The sequence below is a fragment of the Zhouia amylolytica genome (genome assembly GCF_900116365.1).
Lineage (GTDB): Bacteria > Bacteroidota > Bacteroidia > Flavobacteriales > Flavobacteriaceae > Zhouia > Zhouia amylolytica.
Genome location: NZ_FPAG01000003.1, coordinates 246,615 through 264,717 on the forward strand (window position 1 = coordinate 246,615; position 18,103 = coordinate 264,717).

The 18,103-nt window shown below is 37.3% G+C and carries 17 protein-coding genes; 9 read left to right on the forward strand and 8 right to left on the reverse strand.

Translation table 11 applies throughout. The features are described 5' to 3' along the window. On the forward strand, positions 1–1,497 hold the full coding sequence (locus BM361_RS06110) for a TrkH family potassium uptake protein (RefSeq protein WP_254785738.1): 1,497 nt from the start codon (positions 1–3) through the stop codon (positions 1,495–1,497). Positions 1,498–1,585: 88 nt separating this feature from the next. Here the strand turns inward: BM361_RS06110 and BM361_RS06115 are convergent, their stop codons facing one another. Together BM361_RS06115 and BM361_RS06120 are read right to left on the reverse strand one after the other, a co-directional pair. Further along, entirely contained in the window at positions 1,586–2,773 is a 1,188-nt protein-coding gene (locus BM361_RS06115) for a pyridoxal phosphate-dependent aminotransferase (protein ID WP_038266081.1), read from the reverse strand. Between the two features lie 31 nt (positions 2,774–2,804). Continuing rightward, positions 2,805–3,905, reverse strand: a complete 1,101-nt coding sequence (locus BM361_RS06120) for a fatty acid desaturase family protein (protein ID WP_038266078.1) — start codon at positions 3,903–3,905, stop codon at positions 2,805–2,807. A gap of 177 nt (positions 3,906–4,082) precedes the next feature. Between BM361_RS06120 and rsmG the strand changes: the two genes are divergently transcribed. Then, positions 4,083–4,715, forward strand: coding sequence for a 16S rRNA (guanine(527)-N(7))-methyltransferase RsmG (gene rsmG, locus BM361_RS06125; protein WP_074977649.1), 633 nt, complete (start codon positions 4,083–4,085; stop codon positions 4,713–4,715). Positions 4,716–4,718: 3 nt separating this feature from the next. Here rsmG and BM361_RS06130 read toward each other — a convergent pair whose 3' ends face one another. The 5 genes from BM361_RS06130 to BM361_RS06150 form a co-directional block, all read right to left on the reverse strand. Further along, on the reverse strand, positions 4,719–4,994 hold the full coding sequence (locus BM361_RS06130) for a hypothetical protein (protein ID WP_038266073.1): 276 nt from the start codon (positions 4,992–4,994) through the stop codon (positions 4,719–4,721). 152 nt (positions 4,995–5,146) lie between these two features. After that, positions 5,147–6,775, reverse strand: coding sequence for an L-glutamate gamma-semialdehyde dehydrogenase (gene pruA, locus BM361_RS06135; RefSeq protein WP_038266071.1), 1,629 nt, complete (start codon positions 6,773–6,775; stop codon positions 5,147–5,149). 90 nt (positions 6,776–6,865) lie between these two features. Next, the gene (gene apaG, locus BM361_RS06140) at positions 6,866–7,252 is read right to left on the reverse strand and encodes a Co2+/Mg2+ efflux protein ApaG (protein WP_038266536.1); all 387 of its coding nucleotides are present in this window, start codon (positions 7,250–7,252) and stop codon (positions 6,866–6,868) included. Between the two features lie 4 nt (positions 7,253–7,256). Next, complete coding sequence (locus BM361_RS06145) at positions 7,257–8,363, reverse strand: DUF3667 domain-containing protein (protein WP_074977651.1); 1,107 nt, start codon at positions 8,361–8,363, stop codon at positions 7,257–7,259. After that, positions 8,360–9,610 carry a type IX secretion system plug protein gene (locus tag BM361_RS06150; RefSeq protein WP_074977653.1) on the reverse strand — a complete coding sequence of 417 codons (1,251 nt, stop codon included), beginning with the start codon at positions 9,608–9,610 and terminating at the stop codon, positions 8,360–8,362. Before BM361_RS06150 ends, BM361_RS06145 begins: the two co-directional genes overlap by 4 nt. 157 nt (positions 9,611–9,767) lie before the next feature. Between BM361_RS06150 and BM361_RS06155 the strand changes: the two genes are divergently transcribed. The 6 genes from BM361_RS06155 to nqrF are packed head-to-tail and all read left to right on the forward strand — an operon-like array spanning position 9,768 to position 15,693. After that, entirely contained in the window at positions 9,768–11,111 is a 1,344-nt protein-coding gene (locus tag BM361_RS06155) for a Na(+)-translocating NADH-quinone reductase subunit A (protein ID WP_074977655.1), read from the forward strand. Between the two features lie 14 nt (positions 11,112–11,125). Beyond that, positions 11,126–12,283 (forward strand): NADH:ubiquinone reductase (Na(+)-transporting) subunit B, encoded by a 1,158-nt coding sequence (locus BM361_RS06160; RefSeq protein ID WP_038266060.1) that lies wholly within the window; start codon positions 11,126–11,128, stop codon positions 12,281–12,283. 2 nt (positions 12,284–12,285) lie between these two features. Then, positions 12,286–13,008, forward strand: a complete 723-nt coding sequence (gene nqrC, locus BM361_RS06165; RefSeq protein WP_038266057.1) for an NADH:ubiquinone reductase (Na(+)-transporting) subunit C — start codon at positions 12,286–12,288, stop codon at positions 13,006–13,008. 5 nt (positions 13,009–13,013) lie between these two features. Next, on the forward strand, positions 13,014–13,736 hold the full coding sequence (locus BM361_RS06170) for an NADH:ubiquinone reductase (Na(+)-transporting) subunit D (protein ID WP_038266056.1): 723 nt from the start codon (positions 13,014–13,016) through the stop codon (positions 13,734–13,736). A 28-nt stretch (positions 13,737–13,764) separates the two neighbouring features. After that, entirely contained in the window at positions 13,765–14,379 is a 615-nt protein-coding gene (gene nqrE, locus BM361_RS06175; protein ID WP_038266055.1) for an NADH:ubiquinone reductase (Na(+)-transporting) subunit E, read from the forward strand. Positions 14,380–14,400: 21 nt separating this feature from the next. Beyond that, entirely contained in the window at positions 14,401–15,693 is a 1,293-nt protein-coding gene (gene nqrF, locus BM361_RS06180) for an NADH:ubiquinone reductase (Na(+)-transporting) subunit F (protein ID WP_038266052.1), read from the forward strand. A gap of 48 nt (positions 15,694–15,741) precedes the next feature. On the opposite strand, the gene BM361_RS06185 is transcribed toward nqrF, so the two are convergent. Then, positions 15,742–17,559 carry a vWA domain-containing protein gene (locus BM361_RS06185; RefSeq protein WP_074977656.1) on the reverse strand — a complete coding sequence of 606 codons (1,818 nt, stop codon included), beginning with the start codon at positions 17,557–17,559 and terminating at the stop codon, positions 15,742–15,744. A gap of 172 nt (positions 17,560–17,731) precedes the next feature. On the opposite strand from BM361_RS06185, the gene BM361_RS06190 reads away from it, so the two are divergent. Beyond that, positions 17,732–18,091, forward strand: coding sequence for a hypothetical protein (locus BM361_RS06190; protein WP_038266036.1), 360 nt, complete (start codon positions 17,732–17,734; stop codon positions 18,089–18,091). Positions 18,092–18,103: the final 12 nt, after the last annotated feature.

An 18,103-nucleotide genomic window follows, 5' to 3' on the forward strand; every position in this document is an offset into this window, starting at 1 on the left:
ATGGCAAAAAGGCTGAATACCAAAATCATTTTTCACTTAATGGGATTGTTGATGCTCTGTAATGGAGTGTTCATGCTGTTGGCCTCTGTTGTCAGCGCTATCTATAAGGATGGGGTTACCCTGGAAATGTCTTTTGCCGGAATAAGCACCACCCTTTTGGGTACGCTTTTTATGTTTGCTACCAAAGAGCATAAAAAGGAGATTAAAAAGCGTGAAGGGTATATGGTAGTGACCTTTGGATGGGTTTTCATGACAATTACCGGGATGCTTCCCTATTTATTTACAGGAGCAATTCCCGATATTACCAATGCGTTTTTTGAGACCATGAGTGGTTATACTACCACCGGAGCATCAATACTGGATGATATTGAGTCTTTGCCGGAGGGTATTCTATTCTGGCGTAGCATGACTCATTGGATTGGGGGAATGGGGATTATTGTACTGGCAATTGCGATTTTGCCGTTGCTGGGGATAGGAGGAATGCAGCTCTTCGCTGCAGAAGCACCGGGTCCAAGTGCCGATAAACTGCACCCCAGGATTACGGATACAGCAAAGCGTTTATGGTTGATTTATGTTGGCTATACATTGGCGGAAACCTTACTGTTAAAACTGGCTGGAATGAGTTTCTTCGACGCTGTTAATCATTCGATGGCAACCTTGTCAACAGGTGGTTTTTCTACTAAGAATGCCAGTCTTGCTCATTGGAATCATAACCCAATTATCCAATATATAGTAATACTTTTTATGTTTTTGGCAGGTACGAACTTCGTTTTGAGTTACTTTGCCTTTAAAGGAAAAATTCAAAGGGTTATTAAGGATGATGAGTTTAAATACTATTTCAGATTTATAATTGCATTTACTGTTATTTCGGCATTAGTGGTATATTTTCAGGCTAATGTGGAATTAAGTGAATACCATCCGATGGTCTGGGGAGAAGGAGAGAGTGCCTTTAGACATGCCTTGTTTCAAGTAATTTCTGTGGTGACGACTACGGGCTTTGTTACCGCTGATTTTACCAGTTGGACTACCTTTTTAACAGTGTTTTTCTTTGGCCTGATGTTTTTGGGAGGGTCTGCAGGATCTACCTCAGGAGGTGTTAAGGTGGTAAGGCACATGTTAATGATAAAAAATGGATTGCTGGAGTTTAAAAGAACATTGCATCCAAATGCCGTGATTCCGGTTCGCTATAATCGAAAAATGGTTACAGAGAACATCATATACAACATATTAGGCTTTTTTATCTTATATATGTTATTGTTTATAATAGGTGCTCTGGTGCTGGGATTTTTAGGTCTTGATTTTGAAACGGCGATCGGTGGTGCAGCTTCTTCCTTAGGAAATGTTGGTCCTGCCTTTGGTCAGTTACACCCTTTGGCTAACTTTAATAGCTTACCGGACCTGGGCAAGTGGTGGTGTTCATTTTTGATGTTATTGGGTAGGCTTGAATTATTTACAGTGTTAATACTGATGACGCCTTATTTCTGGAAACGAACATAGTAATAGAGAGATAGCTTCTTAAGAGTATATATAAAAAAAGCCTTGTTTCGTAGAAACAAGGCTTTTTAAATTTTATAAGATCCGGAAACTATGACAATGCTTCTTTAATTCTGCCAATTGCTTCTCTTAATTCTTTTTCTGAAGCAGCATAAGATATTCTAATGCAATTTGGATCACCGAATGCTTCACCTGTTACGGTCGCTACATTGGCTTCCTCAAGAAGGAGCATAGCGAAATCAGATGCGTTGTTTATTTTTCTTCCTTTTACCGTTTTACCAAAGAAGGATGAGATGTCAGGAAATACATAAAAAGCACCTTCAGGTACATTAAGTTTAAATCCTTCGATTTCTTCAAGAAGTCCTAAGACTAAATCACGTCTTTTCTTGAATTCGTCTATCATGAATTGGATTTTACTTACCGGAGCATCAAGAGCTGCAATAGTAGCTCGTTGTCCGATAGCATTTGCGCCACTGGTTACCTGTCCTTGTATTTTATTACAAGCTCGGGCAACAAACTCAGGAGCGCCGATAAAACCAATTCGCCATCCGGTCATAGCAAACGCTTTAGATACACCATTAACAGTAATGGTACGATCGTACATCCCGTCAATTTCGGCAATACTCGTATGACCTTCTCCGAAATTAATATGTTCGTAAATCTCGTCAGAAACGATATAGATGTCCGGGTGCTTTCTTAAAACAGCCGCGATGGCCTCCAGCTCTTCCTTACTGTAAACCGAACCTGATGGATTACAAGGAGAGCTATACCAAAGCATTTTAGTTTTAGGGGTAATGGCAGCCTCCAATTGTTCCGCTGTCATTTTAAAATCATTTTCTATAGAAGTTGAAACTTCTACAGGAATCCCTTCGGCTAACTTTACAATTTCAGAATAACTAACCCAATAAGGTGCAGGTAAGATAACTTCGTCTCCTGGATTGATCATTGCAAGAGCTACATTCGCAAGCGATTGCTTAGCTCCTGTAGAAACAACAATTTGGTTAGGAGTGTATGTTAGATTGTTATCTCTTTTAAATTTATTGATAATAGCCTGCTTAAGGTCAGCATATCCATCTACCGGTGGGTAGCTGCTGTAATTTTGATCGATAGCTTCTTTAGCAGCTTCTTTGATAAATTCCGGAATATTGAAATCCGGTTCACCTAAACTTAAGCCTATAATATCTTTTCCTTCAGCTTTAAGTTCTCTGGCTTTTGCAGCCATAGCTAGCGTAGCAGATGTAGCCATATTTACTACACGCTCTGATAAATGCTCTTTCATTGGTGGTTAATTCAGCTTTAATTTGATTTAATTAATATGCCATCTTTGGCTTTCTACCTAATTCTTTAAGGTGTTTGAAATGCGAAATTATAGCTTTTCTTGTACTTCTGTACTCGTTGTAAGGTAAATTGAACTCTTTCGCTGTTTCTCTAACAATTTTAGAAATATTTGTGTAATGTATATGACTGATGTTAGGGAAAATATGATGCTCTACCTGGTGGTTAAGACCACCTGTAAACCAATTAACGATTTTGTTCTTGGTAGAGAAGTTTGCTGTGGTAAATAACTGGTGAATAGCCCAGGTATTTTGTATAGAACCATCTTCCTCAGGAAGAGGGGTTTCAACTTCTTCAACAACATGTGCCAATTGAAAAACGATACTTAAAATCAATCCTGCAGTATAGTGCATAGCAAAGAATCCGATAAGAACCTTCCACCAGGCAATGTCGAGGATAAGCATTGGTAATACGATCCAAATAGTCATGTATATGATTTTTGTGATAACCAGTACACTCCATTCTTTAGCCGGACTTGGGAACTTACCGTATGAAAGTTTTCTCTTAAGATAGTTTCTCATTTGTTTAAAGTCCGTTGTGATAGCCCAATTAAGAGTTAACAATCCATATAAGAACACGGAATAGTAATGTTGAAACTTATGGAATCTATGCCATTCGGCATGTTTTGTAAAACGAATAATTCTTCCTGCATCAAGATCCTCATCATGTCCGTGAATGTTTGTGTAAGTATGGTGTAATACATTGTGTTGTACTTTCCAGTTGTATACATTTCCTGCCAGGATGTAAATACTGCTACCCATTATTTTATTAAGCCATGGTTTGGAAGAATAAGAGCCGTGATTACCGTCGTGCATAACGTTCATCCCAACACCGGCCATTCCAATACCAATTACAATGGTCAATAGTAATTGTAACCATTGATTCATGTCTATGGTTAAAATTAAAAAGTAAGGAGTAAGGAAGATTAAGAACATGATAATGGTCTTAAAGTATAACTTCCAGTTTCCTGTTTTCTTTATATTCTGTTCTTTAAAATAACTGTTTACTCTTTTGTTAAGCGTTTTAAAAAACTGCGTCTTGTCTCTTCTTGAGAATCTAATTGTGGGTGTATTCATAATAATAAGTTAATCTCTTCTTCTACAAATCATTTTCAATATAACGCATCTGCCAGATTATTATTGACCGGTCTAAATGTATTATGGGGCCAAAAATAAAAATTATAACTGGTTAATAAGTATATTTTATTCTAAACTTAAGCCAACAAAATGGTACTTTTGTTAAAATTTTCATGCATGTCTACAGAACTTATATTAAAATACTTTCCTGAAATAACGGAAATTCAACAAAATCAATTCAATCAGCTGGAAGATTTATATAAAGAATGGAACGCTAAAATAAATGTAATTTCGAGAAAGGATATAGATCAGTTGTATGAAAGGCATGTGTTGCATTCACTGGGAATCGCAAAGGTTCAGCCATTTGTGCCTGGATCTAAAGTACTGGATGTTGGAACCGGTGGAGGTTTTCCGGGAATTCCTCTGGCAATTCTTTTTCCGGAAACTGATTTTTACCTGATAGATGCGATAGGAAAAAAAATAAAAGTAGTTCAAGGGGTTGCAGAAGCGCTGGGGTTGAAGAATGTCAAAGCAGAACATATCAGGGCTAATAAAGTGAAAGCTCAATTTGATTTTATCGTGAGTAGGGCGGTTACCAATATGCCTGATTTTGTAAAATGGGTAAGAGGGAAAATAGCGAAATCCCAGAAACACGAATTGAAAAACGGAATCCTATACCTGAAAGGAGGCGATTTGACTGAAGAATTGGAGGTGTACGAAACGGTGAAGCTGTTCCAGCTAAAGGATTACTTTGATGAACCTTTCTTTGAAACCAAAAAAGTAGTATACCTGCCTATGAAATATAAATAGGTTTTAAATTTTCAACAACTCATAGTATTCATTTTTCCAGGTATAAAGATGATGCCTGATGTACTTTTTTATTCTGGAAAACATCGATGTAGCTTCCTTTTGATGTTGTTTTTTAAGGAAGTTTTCTATTTGTTGAAACTCTTCATTGATGTCCTTAATTGCGTCGGAAAGTACTATTTTTTTTGAGTTTTCTTCTATGTGGAAATCTTCGCCTTCCAAATTTTTTTCAAAGACGGTGTATTTAATGTTTACAATACAATATTTGTCATTTGTTTCCATAATTAAGGGATTTTTCAACACCTTTAAATTACGTAATAAACATTAAGTTTACAATTAATTAACGTTAAATTTACATAAGAAGATCTTGATTATGTTTCCTTAAATAAAAAAAGCCCGGTTAAACCGGGCTTTTTTGAAATGAATTTATGTTTTTATTCTCCTAAGAAAGGATATCTGTAATCTACAGGTGTAACAAAGGTCTCTTTAATTAATCTAGGAGAAACCCAACGTAAAAGGTTCAATGGAGAGCCAGCTTTGTCATTGGTTCCTGATGCTCTCGCTCCACCAAATGGTTGTTGTCCTACAACAGCTCCAGTCGGCTTGTCATTAATATAAAAGTTACCAGCGCAATTTTGAAGTGCCTGAGTCGCTTCCTCTATTGTGTAGCGATCATTGGAGAAGATAGCTCCCGTAAGGGCGTATTCAGAAGTCTGATCAACCAATTTCAAGGTTTCACTCCATTGATCATCCTCGTATACGTAAACTGTTACAACCGGTCCGAAAAGCTCAGTTGTCATTGTTTCATACTGAGGATTCGTGGTTAATATTACGGTTGGCTCAACAAAATAACCAGTAGATTTGTCGCAATGACCACCGATAATAACATCAGCTTCATTACTCTCCTTGGCTTTGTTAATGTAGCTCTCAAGTTTATTGAAAGAACCTTCGTGGATAACAGCAGTAATAAAATTACTCATGTCTTCTGGTGATCCCATTTTGAAAGAGGCTACATCTTCTTTTACGAAATCTAATACTTCCTGAGCTATTGACTTAGGAAGGTAAACTCTCGATGCGGCACTACATTTTTGTCCCTGAAATTCAAAGGCACCTCTGGAAATGGCAGTTGCCACCTGCTTCGGTGTTGATGAAGGGTGAGCAATGATGAAATCCTTACCACCAGTTTCACCTACGATTCTAGGATAAGTCTTGTAGTTGTGAATGTTGTTTCCGATTTTTTGCCAGATGTTTTTAAATACTGTTGTTGATCCGGTAAAGTGGATTCCAGCAAAGTCAGGACTTGCCAATACCGTATCTGTAATCATTTCAGGATCTCCATATACAACATTGATAACTCCGTCAGGAACACCAGCTTCTTTTAAAACATCGACGATCACTTTTGCTGAGTATATCTGACTGTCGCTAGGCTTCCATACAACCACACAACCCATCAACGCTGCACTTGTAGGTAGGTTACCTGCAATAGCAGTAAAGTTGAATGGAGATACAGCGTAAACAAACCCTTCTAGTGGACGGTATTCAACTCGATTCCAAATTCCTTCCGAAGAAATTGGTTGATCGTTGTAAATTTGAGTCATGTACTCAACGTTGAAACGTAAAAAATCAACGATCTCACAAGCTGAGTCTATTTCAGCCTGAAAAATATTTTTTGATTGCGCAAGCATGGTTGCAGCATTCATTTTGTCTCTGTAAGGACCCGCGATTAAATCTGCTGCTTTTAAAAAGATGGCAGTTCTTTGCTCCCATGAAAGGTTAGCCCATTTTTCTCTGGCTTCAAGCGCAGTACTTATAGCTTTATCTACATGTGATTTTTCAGCAAGATGATACTCGCCTAATATATGTTGATGCTCATGTGGGGGAGACATGGTCCTGGTATTACCTGTTCTAATTTCTTCTCCATTGATATAAAGCGGAACATCTACTTTACTGTTGTAGAATTCTTTATATTGTTTCAAAACGGACTCTCTTTCAGGAGTACCCGGAGCATATGACCTTACTGGCTCGTTTACAGCCTTAGGAACATGGAAAAAACCTTTTGACATAATTAACTCTATTTTTACTGTTTATATAATTTTGGCCAAAGGTAATAAACCTCAAACGTTTGAAAAACAAAAACAACCAAAAGGTTGTGGTTAGTTTAAAGCAAAAGGAGCGTAGAGCTTAAAGGTGGGAATGTAAACCCGGAATTTTCTGGTTGATGTGAAATTTACCATATCGTAATAGCCTCGCATAGAGCCAATTGGAGAGATTAATAAGCAGCCGGAACTGTAGGTGTGGGTCTCGCCTGGCTTTAAAACAGGTTTTTTTCCGATAACTCCCTCACCATCTACCACTTCAATGTCATTGAGTGAATCAAAAATTTGCCAGTGTCGGGCAGTGAGTTGAACCGTGTCTTTACCTTGATTTTCAATGGTAATCTTATATCCAAAGGCAAAGTTAATGTGCTGGTTTTTGAAGAAGGTTCCTTCAAAACTAGTCTCTACAGAGATTTTAATGCCTTTTGTGATCTGTGTAACCATCATTTTAATAGGTAATTGCGCTTGCTAAAAACAAGATAGTTATAGCAATAACTGCTAAAATAAAAAAAAATGAGTTTAAAATGGTGAATTTAACAATAGTTTTAAATCTACCTTGCTGATAAAAGTTTCGCATGGCCTTATAAAGGTATAAGAGAAACAAGATCAGGGCAATAGATATCGCTGAAAGTTCTACGATATTGTCAATTATAAAGGCAATCGTAATAAGTATAATGAAAGTGGTTTGAGTGTGAAAACTAAAAACCAAATGATCCATATAGGTGAAATTTCTTCTTAAATATAGCAACCAGATGAATACCGCAAACACCGGAAGGAAAAAGAATATCATAAACGGAACTCTTGAAATAAGAGTGTTTACAAAAGTTCCGGGTTGTCGCTCTATTCTTACGATGCTATGGGCTACGTTAAAAGAGAGCTTGTTCTCAAAACTTGAATCTATTTGTAATGTATCTAATGCTTTTTGGTAGGTGAAAAAATATTTATTATTAATTCCTCTTTCAAACAGTCCTGCTTTATAGATAAAGCGATTTAATGAAGATGGCATGTTGTTGATAGAGTCGAAGGTTTTTTTCGGATTTTTAAGCGTGATAAAGTCTCTCTTTTTTAGATTAGAGGCCAATAGAGTGCTTGCTTCCTTTAATGGTTTTTCATCTTTTTCAGCAAAAATTGAATCTCTTTCTCTGGAATCATTTGAGTTAACAATGTTGATGAAGTTTTGGTCTTCCATTGCGAGATCTAAATCAGAGAAATCCCTGGTGAACCCAAAAACAAAGGCATATATAATGGCCGCACTAAGAAAAAACCTAAATGGGTTGGCGTAAGTCATACGCTTTCCTGAAATGTACTCCCTGGTAATTTTGCCTGGTTTGAATAGTAGGGAACTCATAGTTTTTCTGAATCTGGAATCGTAAGAGATAATGGATCCGAAAAATTCTATGATTAAATCTTTGAAGGTGATCTTCTTGGTAGAATTCATTTGAGAGCAATGCGGACAGTATTTATCACTCAAATCAAGTGGATGATTGCAGTTTAGGCATTGGTTGCCTCTGTACTTTAATTGGTATCTCCCTTTGTATTCTGAAGGTATGCTCATTGTTTGGTTATGTTAGTTGAGTTGGCTGATCCGATTCCAATGACACTGTCATAATTCTGACCAAAATTACGATAATAGACAATAACTAAATATTCGTTTTCCGTTTCTGAATGATTTCCGCTAAAATAATGGAGATCTTTTTTTCCTTCTTCATCAACGAGAATATATTTATAGTTGTAAAACCCTTGTTTGAGTAGGATGCTACCCTCCATTAAGTTGTGCTCCTCATTGTACGCTAACTTGTTTTCTTCTGACAATTCATAATTATTAAACTTCCCGTAAATATACACCTGGTTAAAGCCAAGTTTATTCTCGTAAGGGATGCTGAAATGAACATTGGCATAATCCGCCTGGTAGCTGTTTTCGCTTTCTAAAGACGAAATTCTAAAGTCTCCGTTAATGTCAGGATTGTAGGTGTAGAGTTGATTGCTGCGATCTTCGTCGGTATATAGGTGATGTTCGTAAATGTCGTTTAGTTCAACGTGTCTGATTTTATTCGCAGGAACCCGAATGTCCTTGTTTTCAAAATATAAATATTCATTACCGCCATTAAATGCAGTTTCCTTATCGTATTTATAGGTGTATTGGTTTCCCGATATAAACTGAGGTTTGATGTTTTTAATTGCGGTGTCCCAATGGTAGTTTTTAAGAATCACGGTTTTGAGTTCTTGTTGTGGGTTTACGATGTTTAGGTTGTTGGTGTTGACCGTATATTGTACTACTTGTTTTGAATTGATGAGGTTTAAATCCCGCGATGTTTTGATCGTAACCCCTACGCTAACAGCGTTTTGATACACGATGAATCTTCTCGAAAACATGAGTTCGTCATAACTGTTAAATATTTTTAAAATGTAGTTGCCACTGCGTGTTACCCTGGTTTGCTGGTTTGGGATTTTTAGTTCGTAATGCGTGTAGGGTTTTAGAGTTGCAACAGAATTACGGTAATTTGTGATGCGCTGGTTGTCAAGGCCTTTTAAGTATTGAGATTTCACAATGTCAGAAGGCTTCCAGTCGAAGTCGCAATGTTCAATTTTATAATAGTAGTCCGCTTCGTCAGCATACAGGTCGTCAAAAGTGAGGGTGATTAGGTCGTTTAGCCTCACTATGGGAAACTGGTCAGCCTCGTTACTTCCTTTAAATATAATGGTTTTGATGTAATCGGGAGGTGCAACTTCTTTTTGTTTTTGAGCTTGTGTTAATAGGGGGTTATGAAGGGTGAATAATAGTATTATCAGTAGGTGTTTCATGATTTTGAACTTTAACTGTCAAATATAGTTAAAAAGAATACTTTGATTAGCTGTGTTGTCGAACCCGAAAAATGTAGCCTTTTATTATGGAAAGAATCTTTTAATTCATAAATTTGCAGCGATTTTGAATTAACCTGATTTCAATTAGACGAGTAGTATGTCAAATGACATTAAGATTAAGAAAGGCTTAAATTTAAAGCTTAAAGGCGAGGCAGAAAGACTGATTTCTGATGTGCCTAGATCTAAAACCTTCGCTATAAAACCTACCGATTTTCACAATGTAACTCCTAAAATGGTTGTAAAACCAGGTAATGCTGTTAAAGCAGGAGATGTGATTTTCTTTTCTAAGTATAGCGATTCGGTAAAATTTGTAACTCCGGTGAGCGGAACGATCTCCGAGGTAAAAAGAGGAGCTAAAAGAAAGATTCTTGAGGTGATCATCGATGCAGATGCAACAGATGATTACAAAGAATTTGGGGTGAAAAACCCAGCTGATCTTTCTTCAGAGGAGATAAAGACTCATTTGTTAGAATCCGGATGTTGGCCGTTTATCAAGCAACGTCCGTATGATGTAATTGCTAATCCTGAAGACAGTCCTAAAGCTATCTTTATTTCAGCGTACGCTTCTGCTCCTTTAGCAGCAGATATCGAGTTTATTCTGAAAGATAGAAAAGAAGACTTCCAGGCAGGGATAGATGCATTGTCAAAACTAACAACGGGTAAAACCCATTTGTCTGTAGACAAAAATGCTAATTCATTTTTGAATGAAGTTAGCGGGGTTGAAATCCATAAAGTTTCCGGGCCACACCCTGCGGGGAATGTTGGAGTACAAATACATCACATAGACCCTATTAACGCAGGAGAACGTGTATGGGTTGTTAACCCTGAAGACGTAGCAATTATTGGATCCTTATTCAGGACCGGTAAATTTGAAGCTACCAGAGTTCTTGCTGTAGCTGGTACTGAAGCTCCTAAAGCACAGTATTTCAAAGTTAAGATAGGAAGTAACGTTAAAGATGTTATTGGAGCTGTTCCTGCTTCTGTTAGAATTATCAGCGGAGATGTTCTTACAGGAGATAAAATAGGAAACAATGCTGCTGTTGGCTATTATCATAATACAGTTACACTGATTCCTGAAGGGAATGAGTATCGTATCTTCGGTTGGTTGCCATTTAAGGACAATAATATTCCAAGTATGTCCAGAACTTCTTTGGCATGGTTATTCCCAAATAAGAAATATAAGGTGAATGCAAACCTGAACGGAGAAGAAAGAGCTTTAGTTGTTACCGGAGAAATGGAACAAGTAATGCCTATAGATATTTACCCGATGCAACTGATTAAAGAATGTATGATTGGGAATATCGAGAAGATGGAAAATCTTGGTATCTATGAAGTTGCTCCTGAAGATTTTGCATTAATTGATTATACATCTACTTCTAAGTTAGAGGCACAATCAATTATTCGAGGAGCGTTGGACTTAATGATCAAAGAAGTTGGTTAAACAAATAAGTAACTATGAGTTTTTTAAGAAATAAATTAGATCAACTTAAGAAGCCTTTCGGAAAAGGCGAAAAGTGGGAGAAGTTTGCGCCAGCCGTAAATGCATTCGATACTTTTCTTTTTGTACCTAATCATACCACTAAAAAAGGTGCTCACATAAGAGATGCAGTAGACTTAAAAAGAACGATGATTACAGTGGTCATCGCCTTATTACCTGCATTGATTTATGGAATTTATAATACCGGATATCAACATTTCACCCAATTAGGAGAGTCATTCACTTTTATGGATGCGTTTCTTCATGGAGCTGCCAAAATAGTTCCAATGATTGTTGTTTCTTATGTGGTAGGTTTAGCAATAGAATTCGCTTTTGCAATTTATAGAGGTCACGAGGTTAATGAAGGGTACTTGGTTACCGGGTTGTTAATTCCGATGATCATGCCAGTTGATATTCCGTTATGGATGGTAGCTGTATCAGTTGCATTTGCTGTTTTAATCGGTAAAGAAGCCTTCGGTGGAACAGGAATGAATATTTTGAATCCTGCACTAACCGCAAGAGCCTTTGCATTTTTTGCATATCCAACCTATATGTCTGGTAACAAAGTATGGGTTTCAGAAGCAACGAATGTAGACGCAATTTCAGGAGAAACTATTCTTGGTAGTTTGGCAGCCGGAAGAGATGCAGGTTATGATATGTGGAGCATGTTTGCCGGATCTATTCCAGGTTCGATAGCAGAAACGTCAACCTTATGGATCCTTGTAGGTGCCGCTATATTAATACTTACCGGGGTAGGTAGCTGGAGAATTATGATAGGAGGTATTATAGGAGCTGCATTTATGGGACTTCTATTCAATCTTTGGGGTGTTAATGCATTAATGAGTTTCCCTTGGTATCAACACTTAATGGTAGGTGGTTTTGCTTTTGGTATTGTATTTATGGCAACAGACCCTGTGTCTGCCGCACAAACCTTTAAAGGGAAATGGATCTACGGGATATTAGTCGGTATCTTTTGTATCATGATTCGAGTATTTAACCCTGCGTATCCGGAAGGTGTAATGCTTGCTATTTTATTAATGAATGTCTTTGCTCCAACAATCGATCATTATGTGATTGAGGCAAACGTTAAAAGAAGAAAGAAGCGTCTGGAGGCAGCAAAAGTTAAAACAGCATAACGATGAACAGAGATAGTAATATATATATATTTTCATTTGCGGCGATAATGGTTGTGATAGTGGCTTCCGTATTATCATTTACAGCAGTGTCATTAAAACCACGTCAGCAAGAGAATGTAAGAAACGAAAAAATGCAAAGTATTTTGCATACCATCGGTGTCGAAGTTGAAAGAGATGGAGCTCAGGCTAAATATGATGAATTCATTAAAGAAGAGCTTTCTCTTAAGGCAGACGGAACGGTGGATGAAAGTGTAGATGCTTTTAAAATAGAACTTAACAAAGAGCTTAAGAAGCCTGTGGAAGAGCAAAGATTTCCACTGTTCGTAGCTGATGTAGATGGTGAGAAATTTTATATCGTGCCATTGAGAGGAGCTGGACTTTGGAATGCAATCTGGGGTTATATATCTCTAAAAGAAGATATGAACACCGTGAAAGGAACAATTTTCGATCACGCAGGTGAAACACCAGGACTTGGAGCTGAAATAACTCAATCTTGGTTTCAGGAGCGTTTTGTGAATGAAAAGATTTTTAACGCTAATGACGAGCTTGTCGGAATAGCTGTTCAAAAAGGATATAGTGGTGGTAATGATAAGGATGATAATGCAGTTGATGCTATTTCAGGAGCAACCATTACTGGAGATGGAGTGACAGATATGATTAAAGAGCGTCTGTTACATTACGTACCGTATTTTGAGAAAAATAATTCTAAACTGGCTATAAAATAATTGTCATGGGAAAAGATAAAAACAAGACTTCAAAATCTCCGGTGGTTCTTTTTGTAGGAGAAGAAAAGGAACCTCTTTTTTCGAAGAAAAACAGAGAACTGTTATCAGATCCTTTAAATGATAACAACCCGATTACTGTACAGGTCCTTGGGATATGTTCTGCCCTGGCAATCACAGTTCAATTAAAACCATCAATAGTTATGGCTATTGCCGTAATGTTTGTGATGGCATTTGGTAACATTATCATATCCCTTATCAGAAATTTGATACCAAACCGAATTCGAATTATCGTTCAGTTGGTAGTAGTGGCTGCATTGGTAATTCTGGTTGATCAGATTCTAAAGGCTTTCGCTTACGATGTTAGTAAACAACTAGCAGTATTCGTTGGTTTAATTATTACCAACTGTATTGTAATGGGACGTCTGGAAGCATTTGCCTTGGGTAATGGTGTGTGGAAATCATTTTTGGATGGTATAGGTAACGCTGCAGGATATGGTCTGATTCTAATTGCTGTTGCATTTTTCAGAGAACTTTTGGGTTCTGGTAAATTGCTAGGGTATGAGATATTAGGACATAAGGGTGTTACTATGGCAGAATCTACCGGTTTATATGCATTGGGTTACGAAAACAACGGTTTGATGTTGTTGTCTCCAATGGCATTGATTACTGTAGGGGTTATTATATGGGTTCAGCGTTCTAGAAACAGAAAGCTAATCGAAAAGAACTAAAGTCTCAAGACATTAAAAATATTTAGTAATGGATTACGTAAATTTATTTGTTAGGAGCATATTTATCGAAAACATGATTTTCGCCTATTTCTTAGGAATGTGTTCTTACTTGGCAGTATCTAAAACAGTTAAAACTGCAGTTGGTCTTGGGGCGGCTGTAATATTCGTTTTGTTTGTAACTGTTCCTTTAAACTATTTATTGGATAATTACCTGCTTAGACCGGGTGCATTAGCATGGTTGGGTGAGGAATACGCTAATATAGATCTTAGCTTCCTTTCGTTAATTATGTTTATTGCCGTGGTGGCATCAATGGTGCAGTTAGTAGAGATGATTGTAGAGAAGTTCGCTCCGGCACTATATGGAGCGCTAGGGATATTCCTTCCGCTTATCGCCGTTAACTGTGCAATTTTAGGAGGTTCGTTGTTTATGCAACAAAAAGACTTCAGCGCAGTATCGGAAGCAGCAGTATATGGATTGGGATCTGGGATCGGATGGTTTTTAGCGATTTTAGCGATCGCTGCTATTCGTGAAAAAATCACCTATTCAAATGTTCCTGCTCCTTTAAGAGGGTTGGGTATAACCTTTATTATTACAGGGCTTATGGCACTTGGTTTCATGAGCTTTATGGGAATTAAATTATAAATCTGTTTATAGAAAGAAAGTATGGATTATTCAGTAATCTTAGCCAGTCTAGTAGTATTCTTAGTATTGATTTTTGCTTTAGTGGCTATTCTTCTAGGGGCAAAGGCCAAATTGGTTCCTTCTGGTCCTGTAACATTAAAAATTAATGGAGAAAAAGATGTAGAAGTATCTTCCGGTGGAACCTTACTTACTACACTTGGAAATAATAAAATCTTCTTGCCTTCTGCATGTGGTGGAGGAGGTACTTGTATTCAATGTAAATGTGTGGTAACAGAAGGTGGTGGAGAACCACTTCCTACAGAAGTACCTCATTTTACAAGAAAAGAACTTGCTGAAGGCTGGCGTTTAGGATGCCAGGTAAAAGTGAAGCAAGACATGGTAATTGAAGTGCCTGAAGAAGTATTTGGTGTGAAAAAATGGGAAGCTGAAGTTGTAAGAAACTATAACGTGGCTTCATTTATTAAGGAATTTGTAGTGCGTATTCCTGAGGATATGGATTACGAGCCAGGTGGATATATTCAGATTGAAATTCCTCCTTGCGAAGTTAAATATGCCGATGTTGATATTACTGCACACCCTGAGGAACACGACGATCCTAAGAAATTCCAAATGGAATGGGATAAGTTCAACCTTTGGCCATTGGTAATGAAAAATACCGAAACCGTAGAACGTGCATACTCAATGGCCTCTTATCCTGCAGAGGGAAGAGAGATCATGTTGAATGTTCGTGTTGCTACACCGCCATGGGATAGAAATAAAAATGGATGGATGGATGTTAATCCTGGTATTGCTTCATCTTATATTTTTGCGAGAAAACCTGGAGATAAAGTAACTATTTCAGGACCTTACGGTGAATTCTTCATCAATCCTAGTGATTCTGAAATGCTTTATGTTGGTGGTGGTGCAGGTATGGCACCGATGCGTTCGCACTTATACCACCTTTTCAAAACCTTAAAAACAGGTAGAAAAGTTACCTATTGGTATGGAGGTCGTTCTAAACGTGAATTGTTCTACATGGAACACTTTAGAGAATTAGAAAGAGAATTCCCGAACTTTAAATTTTACATTGCGCTATCTGAACCTTTAGAGGAAGATAACTGGAAGGTTAAAGATGGTTTAGATGGTGAAGGTGATGGTTTCGTAGGATTTGTTCACCAGGTAGTAATTGATAATTATTTAAATCATCATGATGCTCCTGAAGATATAGAATTCTACTTCTGTGGACCACCACTTATGAATAAAGCAGTGGAAAAAATGTGTGATGACTTTGGAGTACCACCAGAAAATGTTCGTTTCGACGACTTTGGAGGATAATAAAGTCAAAGTATAAAATATAAAAGCCGATCGTGAGATCGGCTTTTTTTATTTGGTACCTTCCGGGTGGTAATTGTAACTTTTCATCAATCTGATGAACTCCGCTCTGTACCCATCATCATCTTTACCCTTGCTCTTTTGGGCAAGTTCAATGATGTTTTCTTTTTTCATACCATTGAGATATTCCGATTCCCTGAGGTACATAGCCCATGCAGCTACTGCAGCCGTAAAGCTGAAATCTACAGAAGGTGCTTTCAAAGTGGTTTTTACAGAATGAACAAGCTCTTTGCTTTTATTTCCATCAGGTTTTTTATACCTGAACTTTACAGTGAGTAATTCGTCCGAAAAATGAGTGTCGTTTTTTACGGAACTATATTTCAAAGAGTCAATATCCTTTAGATATTTACTTTCGATTCCCGATGGTATGATTTCATATAAAGCTGTAACATTATGACCGCTTCCCAATTCGCCGGCATCTTTAGTGTCATCTTTAAAATCTTCATCATTTAAAAGACGATTCTCATATCCAATGAGTCGATAGGCCTTTACTTTAGTCGGATTAAATTCAACCTGTATTTTCACATCTTTTGCAATTGTATAGATGGTGCCTCCAAATTCAGTCCCAAGTACTCGTTGAGCCTCTTGCATACTATCTATATAAGCATGGTTTCCATTCCCTTTGTCTGCGAGTGTCTCCAGTTTAGAATCCTTATAGTTTCCCATTCCAAACCCTAAACATGTTAAATAAACCCCGCTTTTTCTTTTTTCCTCAATTAATTCTTCCATAGCCTTATCACTCGAAGCACCAACGTTAAAATCACCATCTGTAGCTAATATGATGCGATTATTGCCTCTTTTAATGAAATGCTCTTCTGCGATTTTATAAGCCAGTTCTAACCCGGCACCACCTGCAGTAGAACCTCCGGCTTCAAGCTTATTTAAAGCCTCCATAATCTTGTTTTTGTTTTTTCCGGATGTAGGCTCTAAAACCATACCCGCTGCACCCGCGTATACCACAATGGAAACCCTGTCTTGTGGGCGTAATTGATTTACCAATAATTTAAAAGCGGATTTTAATAACGGTAGTTTGTTGCGACTATGCATTGAACCAGATACGTCTAATAAAAATACCAGGTTAGAAGCAGGTACGTTATCAAGAGGTATCTTCTTCCCCTGAATTCCTATTTTAACCAGTTGATGTTCTTTATTCCATGGCGCATAATTCAATTCTGTTTGAATAGAGAAGGGGACATCTCCTTTTGGTTGAGTGTACGAGTAATTAAAGTAGTTAATGAGCTCTTCTGTTTTAATCGCATCTTTAGGAATCTTTATACCTGTATTAATCATTCGCCTCATATTGCTGTATGAAGCCTTGTCGACATCAATTGAAAAGGTTGAAAGTGGTTTGTATTTTGGCTGCTGAAATCCGTTTTCTTGTATCTCAGCATAAGATTCGTTAGTAGGTTCACTTACAATTCCCCTTAACACAATATTTTGTTCCTTCTTTCGCCCATAAGCTACAGGCACATTAGATTTAATCATTTCTTGATCATATTCAGTCACCACGATCTCTTCAAGCGTAGAATGATCGCTTTCAAGCACCACATTATATACCGATTGATTGGTGATTTTAATTTCTTTGGTCTTCATGCCGATATAGGAAAAAACCAGAACGTTTCCCGTTTCAGCTTTGATGCTATAGTTGCCGTCAAAGTCTGTTGTGGTTCCTTTAGTGGAGCCTTTAACTACAATGTTAACTCCAGTTAGCGGCTGACCATTGTTAGTAACCACACCTGTTATAGTTCGTTCTTTAGCGAAGGTAAAAATTGCTAATAATGAGAATAGAAAGGTGATTATTGTTTTCATAATATGAAGATTTGTATGATTAGAAACAACTATCGTACCAAAGTAGGAAAATGCCTGCTTCAGGGAAATTGTCTAACCAGGGTTGAATAATTATATATGTTGCCTTCCATCGGGTGTCGTATATATATTTTGTAATTTTGCCTGACTTCAAAGTAACATTTAAAAAACTGCTATGGCAGAAGAATTAACAGAACAAGAGTTACATAATCTGGCAATGAATGTGGTGGGTAAAGACCTCGAAAAAAACGGTTTCGAGTTTATGGCCGTAAATAGTAAATTAAAAAAAGATCCACAGTTTGTCTGTTTAAAAGATAAAAAGCTACACTTTATAATAGTCAGAGCTGTTCTATACCCGGAAAATCCGTCTGAGATAAATTATCTTTTTATGGAAACAATTAAAGAACACGCTACAAAGTTTAAGGCCTCAACTTATTATGCGGGTGTGGGGATTGCTAATGCTTCAGATTATGAAAAACCAGTGAATAAAGAACAAAACTATATTATAAAATACGATGGTATTATTAAGATTTAAGTGCACTTTTAT